At 66.0% G+C, this 13,731-nt stretch carries 8 protein-coding genes; 5 read left to right on the plus strand and 3 right to left on the minus strand.

Annotated elements, in window-relative coordinates:
* Positions 1–80 precede the first annotated feature (80 nt).
* Positions 81–1,616 carry an aromatic amino acid ammonia-lyase gene (locus DQ384_RS37525; protein WP_114033633.1) on the minus strand — a complete coding sequence of 512 codons (1,536 nt, stop codon included), beginning with the start codon at positions 1,614–1,616 and terminating at the stop codon, positions 81–83.
* Between the two features lie 465 nt (positions 1,617–2,081).
* Here DQ384_RS37525 and DQ384_RS44025 point away from each other — a divergent pair, with 465 nt between their 5' ends.
* The gene (locus DQ384_RS44025; protein WP_342769491.1) at positions 2,082–2,375 is read left to right on the plus strand and encodes a CoA transferase; all 294 of its coding nucleotides are present in this window, start codon (positions 2,082–2,084) and stop codon (positions 2,373–2,375) included.
* Here DQ384_RS44025 and DQ384_RS37535 read toward each other — a convergent pair.
* Positions 2,332–2,904 carry an Lrp/AsnC family transcriptional regulator gene (locus DQ384_RS37535; protein ID WP_114033634.1) on the minus strand — a complete coding sequence of 191 codons (573 nt, stop codon included), beginning with the start codon at positions 2,902–2,904 and terminating at the stop codon, positions 2,332–2,334. The genes DQ384_RS44025 and DQ384_RS37535 overlap by 44 nt on opposite strands.
* Before the next feature lie 548 nt (positions 2,905–3,452).
* Between DQ384_RS37535 and DQ384_RS37540 the strand changes: the two genes are divergently transcribed.
* From DQ384_RS37540 to DQ384_RS40685, 3 genes are all read left to right on the plus strand, one after another.
* Complete coding sequence (locus DQ384_RS37540; protein WP_181871634.1) at positions 3,453–5,180, plus strand: DUF885 domain-containing protein; 1,728 nt, start codon at positions 3,453–3,455, stop codon at positions 5,178–5,180.
* A gap of 1,305 nt (positions 5,181–6,485) precedes the next feature.
* Positions 6,486–12,005, plus strand: a complete 5,520-nt coding sequence (locus tag DQ384_RS37550) for a LamG-like jellyroll fold domain-containing protein (RefSeq protein WP_147269046.1) — start codon at positions 6,486–6,488, stop codon at positions 12,003–12,005.
* A 118-nt stretch (positions 12,006–12,123) separates the two neighbouring features.
* Positions 12,124–12,957, plus strand: a complete 834-nt coding sequence (locus DQ384_RS40685) for a hypothetical protein (RefSeq protein ID WP_147269047.1) — start codon at positions 12,124–12,126, stop codon at positions 12,955–12,957.
* 71 nt (positions 12,958–13,028) lie between these two features.
* Here DQ384_RS40685 and DQ384_RS40690 read toward each other — a convergent pair whose 3' ends face one another.
* Positions 13,029–13,451, minus strand: coding sequence for an ATP-binding protein (locus DQ384_RS40690; protein ID WP_147269048.1), 423 nt, complete (start codon positions 13,449–13,451; stop codon positions 13,029–13,031).
* A 26-nt stretch (positions 13,452–13,477) separates the two neighbouring features.
* Between DQ384_RS40690 and DQ384_RS42530 the strand changes: the two genes are divergently transcribed.
* The gene (locus DQ384_RS42530; protein ID WP_245967056.1) at positions 13,478–13,630 is read left to right on the plus strand and encodes a Scr1 family TA system antitoxin-like transcriptional regulator; all 153 of its coding nucleotides are present in this window, start codon (positions 13,478–13,480) and stop codon (positions 13,628–13,630) included.
* Positions 13,631–13,731 lie beyond the last annotated feature (101 nt).

Below are 13,731 nucleotides of genomic sequence, written 5' to 3' on the forward strand. Positions count from 1 at the left end.
GCGGAGGAAACTGTAGTTCGTCCCGTCGGGGACGGGATCTGCCCACCCCTGATCCTGCCTCGGGGGCGATGTGGCGCGTGTCAGAGCGCGGCGAGGGCGCCGAGGAGGTCCGCGGCGGTGTCGACGTCGGAGCCGAGGGGGCGGTCCTCCTCGCGGGGGTCGAGCCGGGCGGCCGCCAGAGCGAACGCCGCGCCGGCCGGGGTGGAGGGGTCGGGGGCGGCGCCGCGCAGGCGCAGGGCGCGCACGGCCGCGACCAGTTCGCAGGCGAGGACGAGCCGATAGGACGCGGCCGCGTCGAGGGTCTGGCGGGCCGACTGGGGGGCGAAGCTCGCGTGGTCCTCCATGCCGCGCGACAGGACGGCGTGGCCCAGCGAGGCCGGGTGCGCGGCGCCGCGCAGGCGGGCCAGCGCCGAGGTCGCCGAGTACTCCAGGATCATCGCGCCCGAGGCGGCGGGCGCGTCGTCGGCGAGGAAGGGGCGCAGGCCGGTGTACCCCGGGTCCATGAGGGTGGCCAGGCGCGCGGCCGACAGGTGCCCGGCCTGGAGCAGCGCGAGGCGCAGGTGGTCGAGCGCGAGCCCGAGCGCGGCCTGGTGGAAGCCGCCGTGGTGGTGAACCGTGCCTTCGGCCGCCACGATCAGCGGGTTCTCCGCGGCCGCGTTGATCTCGACGCCGAGGACGCGTTCGAGCTCGTCCGCCGCCTCGACCGCCGGGCCGTGCACCTGGGGGAGGCAGCGGTACCCGAAGGGGTCCTGGACGCGGGGCGCCGCCGTACGCGGGCCGCCGAGCAGGCGCCGAATCTCGGCGGCCACCTTGACGGCGCCCGGATGCGGACGCCCGGCGTGCACCGGCGCGTCGTAGGGCTCGGTGCCGCCGTCGACCGCGAGCAGGGACAGCGCGGCGGTCACCTGCGCCGCCCGCAGCAGGGTGGCGATCTCCGACCAGGCGAGGGCGGCCTGGCCGATCGTCATGGCGCTGCTGCTGCAGAAGGCGAGCGCGTCCCCGGCCTCCAGCTTGACGGGCGCGGGGGGATCGGTCCGCCCGAGAGGTCCGGCGAGGGGCTCTCCGGGGGCCGGGGAAGCGCCCTCCGCGCCCGGTCGGTTCTCACCTGGGGGAGGCGTCGTTCCCTCGGCCCAGGGGCGCTCGCCGATCAACGTCAGCCCGGCCTCGGCCAGCGCGGTGAGGTCTCCCGTCCCGATCGCCCCGACCTCCCGGATCTCCGGCAGGAACCCCGAGTTCAGGGCCCGCGCCAGCGCCTCGGCGAAGGCTGGCTGGAGCCCGGCCCCTCCGGCGAGGATCTGGTTGGCCCGGACGGCGAGCATCGCGCGCACGTGGACGTCCGGCTCGCGCGGGCCGGCGCCGCCCGCGTGGCTGCGCAGGAGACGTAGGCCGTGGACGTCCCCCTCGCCCGCGGTCACCTGCTCGGTGCGGTTGGCGCCGACCCCGGTGGTGCGCCCGTAGACGGGACGCCGTGCCGCGATCTCCTTGGCGGCCTTGTACGACGCCAGCGCGCGGTCGAGCCCGCCCGGGTCCAGGGACACGGGCGCATCGGCGCGTGCGATGTCCGCGATGTCCGCCGGCCGGGTCCGGACCCCGTCCAGGGTGATCGGCGACGCCATGAGAAGCCCCTCAGCGCCCACGCTACTAGCCCCACGGACACTCCTGTGGACATGGACGCGAGCAGCCGCAATCCTCCACGAATTCCTTCATTCTTCGCAAGACGGGCAGCGTTCCGGAACGGAGCGATCAGTGGGTCCGGGCCGACGCGGAGACGTTCTTGTCGGTGCCACGGATGACGCGTCCCATCAGGTGGACGCCGCGAGGCCCCCGCCCGGCCGCGCGCGGGAGCCTCGTATATCGAAGTCACAGGATGGGCGCTGAAACCGAGTTGGGCCGTATAGAAGTGCTGGAACAGGGCCAACGTCGATTGAGGCCTGAGATGATGCCCTTTGCGATCACGCGGGATCCTGGATTGCTACCACCACAGTAGACGCTGAAGACCGGGCCGCCGCGCGGCCTGGACCTGGACATCTCCACCCGAGGGCCGGGCCGTCTTCGAGAACCTGGTGCGGGTCAGCGACGTCGTGCACTCCAACCTGCGCGGCGACGTCCCGGCCAAGCTGCGCATCCGCTACGACGACCTCAAGCACCTCAACCCGGCGATCGTGTGCAGCTCACTGAGCGGCTTCGGCATGACCGGGCCGCGCAGCGCCGAGCCGGCTACGACGACGTGCTCCAGGGTATGGCCGGGTGGATGGACCTCACCCCCGCGGCTTCGGGCCCGCGCACGGCCCGACGCCCGAGGGGTGGCCGGACGCCGCGGCCGGGCCCCGCTCAGGCGTCGTCCTGGACGTGCTCGCCCGACAGGAGCTCGGTGACCAGGTTCTTGGGCTCGATCTCCATGATGCTCAGCGAGGTCTCGGTGCGCTGCACGCCCTCGATCTGCCAGACGCGCTCCATGAGGAGCCGGCGCAGGTGCAGGTGGTCGCGGACGCGCAGCCGGGCCAGCAGGTCGATCGGGCCGGTGACGATGTCGAGCGACTCCAGCTCCGGGAGCTGGGTGAGCTTGGCCACGAGCTCGCTCTGCTGGTAGCCCTGGACGGCGGTGATCGTGAGGTACACCGTCATCGGGAAGCCCGCCGCGCTCCAGTCCAGCCGGACGCCGTACCCGCGGATGACGCCGAGCCGCTCCAGCCGCGCGATCCGCTCGCCGACGGCGGGGGCGGACATCTTCAGCTCCCGGGCCAGCGCGCGCTGGGACCGCCGCGAGTCCTTGCTGAGCAGCACCAGGATCTGCCTGTCCACGTCGTCGAGCGGAACCGGCGGGGTCTGGATGGATATGTCGGTCAGATCCCGCAGTGGAGCGATCGAGGAGTTCGGTGGGGCCGTACGGCGACGAGGGGGCATGGCGGGAAGGGTACCTGGACCGAAGCGATTAAAGCGGGGTTTCCCTCCGAAGTCATCCCAATGCGGTGCGCCACTCGGCCCATGGTCAGATCCATCCAGTCCAGGCGAAAGCGTTTGAAACAGTAAGATAGCGGATTTATGGGATGAAAGGCCAGCATTAGCCCCTGCCTTTCCTTACAGATGGCCACCTCGAATGTCGGTGCGGATTTCAATTCGCGACGCACGTGAGCCACCAGAACGGAGCGCCGGGCCGGTACGGAGGCCGCTATGGCCCACCGGGACGACGTCATCGTGATCCGGACGCCGGACGACGTCCGGCACGCCCACCGGACCGGAAAGGCCGGCCTGCTGCGGGTGCCGCAAAGCCATCTCCGACGAGGAGATCGTCGCCGTGCCGGGCGGCGACATCATGAGGGGCCCACGGCGAGCTGGCCTGATGCGGACATGACGTCGGACATGTCGCCTGGCCTGTCGTGGACATCGACCCGTAAACCGTCATGTACAACCTCAGGGACGACCTCATACCCCGAGGAACCAGAGGAGAAGTGGTGGCCGACAACCAGCCCGCATCCGAGGCGACCCCCGCGCCCGACCAGCGGCTCGCCCGGCTCAGCGACGAGTTCTTCCAGGTGAAGCACACCGCCGACCCGTTCAGCGCCACGCTGCTCGGCGTCTCGGGCTTCGACGGCCTGGTTCCCGACGTCAGCCGGGACGGCTCGCGCGCCGACGCCGCGAAGCTCGCCGACCTGGAACGACGGCTCGCGGAGATCGACCCGGAGGTCCTGAACCAGGCCGACCGCGTCAACCACGCCGTGCTAGGACGCCTCGCCTGGGCCATGCGGGCCGACCTCGAACACGCGCTCTGGGAGACGGGCGCGTCCGCGGACGGCTACTCGGCGCCGCAGTCGATGATGTTCATGGCCGTCCCGGCCACGTCCATCACCGAAGCCGCCGGCGCCGAGGCGTACCTCCAGCGGCTGGCCGCTCTGCCGCCGTTCCTGGACGCGGTCCTCGACCGGCACCTGCGAGCCAAGGCCGATGGGCGGATCCCGACCCGCGTCGGAGTCGGCCAGGCGATCGACCAGCTCACCGGCCATCTCGGGCTCGCGCTGGAGGACGACACCCTGCTCAGTCCCCGGATGCCCGACGGCATCGACGCCGACCGGGTGCGGGCCCGCGCGTCCGAGATCGTCGCCGGGTCCGTGCGGCCCGCGCTGCGCCGCCTGCTCGCCGGGCTGCGGGAGGAACTCCTGCCGGTGGCCCGCCCCGACGACCGGGTCGGCGTCCGGTTCGTCCCGGGCGGCGAGGAAGGCTACCGGGCGGCCGTACGGCGGCACACCACCACCGACCTCACGCCCGAGGAGATCCACCAGATCGGCCTCGACTGCCTCGCCGGCCTGCGGGAGGAGTGGGCCGAGGTGGGCGGACGGGCGCTCGGCACCGGCGACGTCGAGGAGATCCGCAAGCGGCTGCGCGAGGACCCCACGCTGCGCTTCTCCACCAGCGGCGAGATCGTCGCCACCGTCACCGACGCCCTGCGCCGCGCCCAGGAGGCCACGGGCGGCTGGTTCCCCGACTACGGCATCTCCGACTGCGTCGTCGAGGAGATCAACCCGATCAAGGCGGGCAACGCCGCGCTCGCGTACTACCGCGGGCCCTCCGGCGACGGTTCGCGTCCCGGCGCCTTCTGCGTGCTCACCACCGACCCGGGCGAGCGGTTCGTGTACGAGTACGAGGCGCTGGCCTTCCACGAGAGCACGCCCGGCCACCACCTGCAGATCGCGTCCGCGCAGACGCTGACCGACCTGCCCGAGTACCGGCGCTTCCTGGACGCCGAGGTGTGCGGCTACGTCGAGGGCTGGGGCCTCTACAGCGAGCGGCTGGCCGACGAGATGGGGCTCTACACCTCCGACCTGGCCCGGCTCGGGATGCTCTCGTTCGACGCGCTGCGCGCCTGCCGCCTGGTCGTCGACACCGGCATGCACCACTTCGGCTGGTCCCGGCAGCGGGCCATGGAATTCATGTGGGACAACACCGCTACCACGCGGGCCAACGTCCGCAACGAGATCGACCGGTACATCTCCTGGCCCGGCCAGGCCCTGGCGTACATGATCGGCCGCCGCGAGATCCGCCGCCTGCGCGACCTCGCCGAGACCCGCCTCGGCCCCCGCTTCGACATCCGCGCCTTCCATGCCACCGTCCTCGGCAACGCCGCAGTCCCCCTCGACGTCCTCGACCAAATCATCACCACCTGGCTCCCCACCGTCCCCGCCTGACCCACCCCCGGCCCGAGCCGCACCCTCCCGTCCCCGAGCCGCCTGCTTCCGACCCGAGCCGCACCCAACCGGGCGGCGCCGACGGTGGTCGGGCCGGAGGGGGCGCTGGCGTTGATCGCCCACCACGGCGGCAGGGGATCGGCTCGCTGGCCGAGCCCAAGGCGACCTTCGGACCGCTCTCCGATGGTGATCCACTGACACTTCGTGGTTTCCTGCGCCTCAAATTGGCCATATCGGGCGAGGGATTCGAGGATTTCTTCTGCTTATGGCCTTCCCGCCTGACCGGCTGATCCGTCAGGGAGTCGAAACCACAGTTCGACCCTGTCGGTTTCAGTCGTCGTGCCCGAGGATCTGAGCGCCGCGGTCACTCTTGAGTGTGGGCATAGCACCGCAGTAGCGAATCAGGCCGATGGCCTGCCGGGTGGCGGGTGCTGGCGGCCTGACGTACGGAGCGCGCGTCGAGCGTGGCGGTGGCCAGGGCGGACAGGACGTTGACGGTCTTGGACTCGACGCGCTGGTCGGCGACTCCGCCACGCGGACCGGGAGCATGACAGGGCTTGACGGCGTGTACGTGTTTTCCACGATAGCCCGCGCGTCAGCTTAATGATAACCAACTCCCCTCTTTATCTCGGATTTATAACGACCGTCAGAGATAATCTTGTTTCGCATGATCGTGCCAGGCCATACTTTTAGGGAGTGCTTCAGGTGTGGCCTGGTAGTTGGTGCAGCTCCAATGCGTAACAGAGGCCTTGGCTCTTCTGTAAGAGTCAAGGCCCCTGTTATGTCTAGTCACCGCCTCGCTGCCGGCGGAATGGTTTGGTCGCCCCCCCCGCCGGCGGCAGATTCTTCGACGTGGAAAGGATACTGCATGCGCGTGGAACGTTCAGAGAGTTCATGGCTACCCAGAGCTAAAAAGACGAGGTTGCGCCGTGCGATCGCGGCGACGTCAGCGTCCGTGCTGGTGGTCTCCCTTCTTACAGCGGGGGCAGCGTCATCGGCCGTCGCCGACACGAAAGCCACCACCTCAAATCCGGCCCCCGCTCGCACGGAGTTCCCCCGGCCGCAAGACCCTGACGCGCCGCTGCGGGCCGCGATCGAGGATGCCAAGCGGCAAAACCAGCCGATCGCGGTGACCGGGGTCTTCACCGAAACCTCGAGGACCTGGGGTTCCCCGACGGGCATCTGGTCACCGACAGCTATACCGGTCCGGCTCAGCTGAAACAGGCTGATGGGTCGTGGGCGTGGATCGATACCTCCCTGACGGAACAGGATGGTGCGCTGCGGCCCAAGCTCGCCAAGGCGCAGGTGGAATTCTCCTCTGGGGGCGCTGGACGGCCGTTTGCCAAGCTGACCCGCGAGAGCGGGCAGGAAGTGGCCCTGTCTTGGCCATCGGCGCTGCCCAAGCCGCGGATCGAGGGGAACAAGGCGGTCTACGTCGGAGCCGCCGGGCCCGCGGCAGACCTGGTTGTCACTGCACTGGGTACCGGCTTTTCTCATGATGTGGTGCTGCGCGAGCGGCCCACGGAGCCGCTGGAGATCCGTATCCGGGTGCAGACCAAGGGCTTGGCGCTGGCCAAGACCAAGGCAGGTGGGCTGCAGCTGACCGATAGGAAGGGCAAGACGGTTGCCGCCGCGGGCACGCCGTTCATGACGGAGGCCCCCAATACCGATCCGCGAGCCGGGCATCACCGGTGGGGCAAGATCGATACCAAGGTGGTCGCCGAGCCGGGCGGCGAACAAACGCTGGTGCTCAAGCCGGATCCGAAATTCCTGGCCGACGACAACACCACGTTCCCGGTCACGGTTGATCCCACGGTGGGGTTGACAGTCACCGAAGACGGATCGGTGGAAAGCAACAACGGCAGCGGCAACACCACCGACGCATACCTGTCTGTAGGGACCGCGCTCAAGGCGGTCCAAGTTCGCGAGTGCAGCGGCAGCGTATGTCAGTGGGGCACCCAGTACGCGCCTTACTACAGGCGCAGCTTCATCCAGTTCAACACCGCCCCTATCAGTGGCAAGGCCGTCATCTCCGCCTCGATGCAGCTGTACGGGAACTGGACAGGTCGCTGCGATTCCTGGCCGCTGACCGTCTCCCGGGCCACCTCTTCGTGGGGCTTCTCGCTGAGCTGGGCCAATCAGCCCGCCACCACTTCCGCCGGCGCCTCGACGATCATCCCTGCCTGTGGGACAAGCTGGTCGACCTGGGATCTCACCTCGATGGCCAAGGCATGGGCCTCGGGTACCGCCAACTACGGGGTGGGATTGCAAACGACTGAGCCGTCTTGGCAGATGTATCCCGACGACCCGAATTATCCCGGCTCGCAGTATTGGAGATTCAACTCCGCCGACAACGGCTCTTCTCCGCCCAGACTGAGCGTCTCCTATCTGCTGCCGCCGGAGATTCCCACGATGACCGCCGAGTCGATCGACTCCCTGGTGGGCAACGACGCCATCTCCCGCTCGGCCACGGTCAAGACCAGCTACAAGTCCCGCTCGGTGGATGGCAAGAACATCGACTACACCGTCACGCTGACGGATTCCACCACGGTGATCCAGGCGCCCCCCGAGCCCACACCCACACCCACGCCAACCCCCACCCCCACCCCCACCCCCACGAGCACCGTCACGCCCTCATCGACGCCCACGGTCACCGCGTCACCAACCCCCACACCGATCGCGGGGCTGGTCGCCGCCTACGGGATGGACCAGGGCTCCGGCTCGACCGTGACCGACGCCTCGGTCGAGCACAACAACGGCACCACCCGGGATGCCACCTGGGTGGACGGCAAGTACGGTAAGGCACTGTCGTTCAACGGCTCGTCCAGCTGGGTGACCATCCCCCACGCCGCGTCCCTCCGGCTGACAAACCGCATGACACTATCGGCCTGGGTCAAGCCGAGCACGATCAGCGGCTGGCGTACCGCGATGATGAAGGAGCATGCGGGCGGCTCCGCCTATGGCCTGTATGCCTCCAACGGCACCGTTCCCACCGCCTGGATGCTGAAATCAGACGCCACCAATCACTACCAGGTCAACGGCACCGCAGGTCTAGCCACCGGCGCGTGGACGCACCTGGCGGTCACCTATGACGGCAGCATGGCGCGGCTGTACGTCAATGCCACCAAGGTCAGCGAACTGGCCATCGGCGGCGGCTTGATGGACGACGGCGGCGCGCTGCACATCGGCGGCAACACCAAGTGGGGCGAGTACTTCAGCGGCGTCATCGATGAGGTACGGGTCTACAACCTGGCTCAAAGCGTGGCGCAGATCCAAACCGACATGGACACCCCTGTCGCCACCTCCGGCATCCCGACCACGCCGCCCACACCTGCCCTGGTCGCCGGATACGGCATGGATGAGGGCACCGGCACCAACGTGGCCGACAATTCCGGCAACAACAACGCCGGCACCGTCCGGGACACCACCTGGGCCGCGGGTAAATTCGGCAAGGCGCTGTCGTTCAACGGCTCTTCCAGCTGGGTTACCATCCCACACGCCGCTTCCCTGCGGCTCAACACCGGGATGACCATGTCGACCTGGATCAAGCCGACCACCACCAGTGGCTGGCGCACGGTCGCCATGAAAGACCATGCCGGCGGCGTGACCTACGGGCTATACGCCTCCAACAGCACAGGCGTGCCCAGCGGCTGGTTCTGGTCTGGCGGCAGCAACCTCAAGGCTGACGGGACCACCGCGTTGCCCGCTGGCACCTGGACCCACCTGGCCGTCACCCACGACGGCAGCACCGCCAGACTGTATGTCAACGGCACACAGGTCAGCACTGCGGCCATCGGCGGCCTGCAGGACGACGGTGGCGCGTTGCACATCGGCGGCAACACGCAGTGGGGTGAATACTTCAGCGGCTTGATCGACGAGCTACGCATCTACAACTACCCGCAGAACGCCCAGCAACTCCAAGCCGACATGAATGCCCAGGTCGCCCCACCGATCCCAGGCAACCCGCCCTCAGCACCGGGCACACTGACCGCCAACCCAGGCGAAGGCAAGATCGCCCTGGCTTGGCAGGCCGCCACCGACGACTACGGCATCAGCGGCTACGAGATCCACCGCTCCAAGCAGGCGGATTTCACTCCGTCGAACACCACAAAACTCACCACGGTAACAGGACTGTCCTACACCAATACCGACCTGCCCGGCACCGGCACCTATTACTACCGGGTGATCGCCCTGGACAACACAGGGCAGCCTGGCGCCTCTTCCAATCGGGTGGCAGCCAACCTCAAAACTCTGACCATCCGCATCGACAACATCACCTCTGATCAGGCGGTCGACAAAGCCTACGAACTCGGCAGTCCGGAGACCTTCAAACTCAAGATCAAGGCCTGCCTCACCGGCTACCCCGACCTGTGCAACGAATCGCCCTACTACCGCATCACTACGGACGCGCCCTTCCCGCCGTCCAGCTTGGAAACGGGTTTAGCAGCTCCATCGCAGCCGATCCTGTCCGGTGTCGTCTCTCGCCCCTCAAGCGGCCTCGTCACCGCTAAGTTCTTCCTGTACGACAGCAGTGGGGCACCGATCGGCACGACTCCCTTCGGGGAACGAGAGGTCAACGGAGGCGCGCGTGCGAGCCTCCAGATCCCCGAGAATATGACGCAGGCGGGTCGCACCTACAAGTGGCAGATGCAAGCCTGTGTGTCAACGAGCTGTACCGCGAAGACGGCCCCCGTGAGCTTCAATGTTCCGGGAACACCGACTGAGCCCGAAGAGACGGTCAGGCACCTCACGCTGCTGAAAGACAATCTCGTCATCAAGGTGGCGAAGACCGGCTCCGCTGCGTGTGACGGCGGCCCTTGTCCGCTTGCCGACTCCACCACGATGCGCTTCGGCGGTAGCGGAGAAGAGAAGACGGTAACGGTTCTCGGAATCCGACTGAACGAGCTTCCTGATGGCGCCGGAGTCTCTGAGGCCGTCCTGAATCTCGGCACCCCCACATGCTCGGCAGGGAATTGCCCGTCCGATGCCGTGATCAATGCCGTTCCGTTGAAGAGCCCTGTGACGGCCGACACCTTGGGAGCCTCCCTCGTCGGAGACGTGGAAGATCACACCTCGTACAGCTTGCCGATCACAGCGCCACAGGCGAATATTGCTGGCAGTGAATATCAGTGGCTGCTTCTCTCGTCAAACAAGGACGATGTAATCACTTTCGCTGAATCCGGGAGTGCACAACAGCCGTCCATAGCGCTGACTTATCTCCCCGCTGGGCCGCCGAGCAAGGTGTTGAACCTGAGTTCATCCCCGGGTGACGGCGGGGCGATAGCTAGTTGGGGGGTGCCGGAGACCAGTGGCGGGGCGGTGCTTTTAGACGGGTACGACGTCGAAGTCTCCAACGGTAACACTGTGGTTCGTACCATAGAAGCATCCCAGCCAACGGTCGCCATCTCCGGACTGACGAACGGCATCTCCTACACAATCAGAGTTCGTGCGAGGAACGATTTCGGAGCAAGCGACTGGGAATCTACATCTGTGACTCCCAATTCCGTGCCGGCGCCGCCTACGCCGTCACAGCCATGCGACCCGAACGTAGACATGCCACGTGATCCCGACGGTCAGCCGGCATCGGTCAACCAGGCATATTCGGAGAGAATTAGAAATTACTATCAGGCCCAGGATGCAATCCTCGAAGGCCGCGCGACGACGGTTTGGGAAGCGCCCGGGGTGACCCCGGATGCGCCGATTACCGCCAAGTTGTCGGTCCTGAATACTCAGCTGATTGCTGACAAGGAGGCCGCAGATGCCGAGGGTCTGACGCGCACTGATTCCACGGTTATGGTCGATAATGTAGTTGCACAGATAGCAAGCGGTGGGACGGTGCGTGTGACCGCGACCGTCGATCGGAACTGGAACGAGACGTCGCAAAATGCGGCATCGGCCACCCAAGAGGGTACCGGGCAGACGGCCTCTGGGCAGATCGATCCAAGTGGCCCGCCCACGATCTCCGTGTTTATCTTCGACAGGTGCGGCGATCTGACCATTGTCGACGTGCCTTTCGAAGTAGAGGAGGATCCGACGGACCTCCACGACACGGATCCGCCTGGTGGGCATTGTGGATCGGCAGGTGTTTCGTCAGCAAGTACCTTGTCTGCAGGTGCTGCGTGCAGCACCGGCGTACCGGTGGGCACCTACCAATGGGTTACGTGGGCCGGGAATCTCGGCAGAGAGCGTGATAGCAAGACGGGCAAAATTCAACCGGGCAAGTCATGGCATACCTTCGTCCAGAACTACTCGAACTGGGAGATACCTGGAACGTACAACGAATGGCGTGAGAAGTGGGAAGTCAGAGATCTACGCAGCCTGCTGCAGTTGTTCCCGGCTACCAAAAAGCAATGGAATTCCGGTTACGGGAAGTACTTGGTGGCGCACGCGAAGCTCCAGATCAAGAGTGAAGCATGCTTCCGAACGACCGAGACGGAGGTGGTTGACAACGTCGGATTCACGGTGGGCACGGACACATACGGTAGCGTCGGCACGCAATTCAAGACCACGACCGGCTACAAATGCATCCCCTATTCTCGCACGCTGGGCAAGGGTATGGATCCGACCCTGTCGACCGGCGTTGGGTGGCTCACCGCAGAGTGTCTTCGTAACTGCTCCATCTCGCACTATCGTCACCACACAACTGCCAAACTGCTCCTGACCTTCAGGGCCAAGAGCGGCAGAATGAGAGAGGCCGAGGTCGTGACCGACATCGAGGCCGAGACGAGGAGGCATCCACCGCAGACCCCATACCCCGATGGTTCGTTCGACGCCCCTGTCAATAAAGTCGGCTCGACTCTGAAAACGCCGATTCTTGAAGGTTAGAAACTGACGGGCTGGGGCGGCAGACTAAGTTCGCCGCCCCAGTTCCGTGGGTCGATATGATTTTGTAACGTTACTTAAGAGAGACGGCAGGTCTGGCTTGAGATCCACCAGGTGGAAGGTGATGCTCGTTTGCGGCTTTGTGGCGTTGTTCATGGTCGTGGTCATACCCCTGATCGCAACACAGACGGGGCGACATGGGTTGCTGGGATGTGAGCGGCTCAGGCTGGTCGCGCTCAACGCGTTCGCCGCGACGAATCCCGACTATATTCTTGATTCCGGCGTCGGTGACGATGCGCAGGATTGCGATTCTAACTATCGCGACGTCCTTTCCGTGCACATCGGGCCTCGAATGGCCATGGCGGATCCGCCCTACTGGTCGGACGAGATCAGTGAGCGATCGCGTTCGGCGGTGCAAGTCCCGTCGGTCCAGCCCTGGAGAATGACAAATATTCTCGCGGCGATGGACGAAGACGAGCCTACTCGTTTGTTCGGGGACACTCGAGCGTTCATTGAGAAGGCTCGTGGTGATTCGGTCTTGCGTCATTCCGCTGTTCAAGTCGTAATTTATCTTGACAAGGCCGTCTCTGAGTCGGCGATGAGAAAGATCTGGCCGGATCCTGGTGTGATTTTTCTGTCAGGGCCGCTGGCGGGAAAGCCTCTGTCCTGGGAGCCGACCAGTTTCTGTCGCTATCGAGGGTTCGACACGTGTCACTTGAGCGGAAATGCTGAGCCGTTGGTGACCGAGTTTCGACGTTGGGTGTCACTCCTTGAGCCCAAGGACTCCCCGGTACTGGAACAATTCGGCTTGAATATTGCCGATTTGAGATCTCGTGCGAGCGAGGGGCTTGTTTACGGGTTCACTGCGAAGAACATCCCGGACAGCATCAGCAAGCTGGTCGCCGATCCACGAGTGAGAGCAGCGTTCGTAGTGGACGTACGGCCCCCTGAATAAGGAGAAGACGGGTCTGGAAGAGCCAGGCGACCGGCTCCCCTGGCGTCTGATCGGCCGTACAGGACGGTCGATCAGACGTCTTCGGTCGAGTGGAAGGGTGGCATCCACTCACCGGGGTGATCGATAGTCCGCTGTGCTTCCGAGGATGGGCTCCAGGTGTTGCCGAGTTCGAACCATGTCGTGGTGCTCGCCCTGGAGTCGCGGGTGAACCCCCATCGCGTCGCCATGACGTCGACGAGCTTCATGCCTCGCCCTGATTCCAGGAGCATTCCTCTTGAACACAAGCAGGGGACGGTCTCGCCGCCACCATCGGGCACTTCGATGCGCAGCGCGCCATCGACGTCCAGCACTGCGACGGTCACCGAGCCACCTCGCCCACTGGCGCTGTGACGGAGACTGTTTCCGATCAGCTCGCTGAGTAGAAGCCTGCTGGTCTCGACATCCCGGTGGTCGGCGCCGAGAAGTTTCATGACAAAGCGGCGGGCTTCTGCCACGGACTCCCCGGAACCTGGGATGGTCAGTGCCCCAAGGACGATCCGAGCTCGTACCAGGGCTGCTACAGACCGACGAGTACGCTCGCGCGGTCATCACCGCCGTCCGGCCTGGGTTGTCCCCTGATGAGACCGAGCGTCGCGTCGAAGCTCGGATGAGAGCGGTCACGTGGAACTCTTGATCAGCGGACAGAAAAGTCGAGGCTGACGGACAGCGGTTCCTGGTCGGCGGCCATCAAAAGTCCTGGTCAATGGCCAGGTTGATCTCCTGATCCTGTCCGTG

It is taken from the genome of Sphaerisporangium album (genome assembly GCF_003323745.1).
In the GTDB taxonomy this organism is placed as follows: domain Bacteria; phylum Actinomycetota; class Actinomycetes; order Streptosporangiales; family Streptosporangiaceae; genus Sphaerisporangium; species Sphaerisporangium album.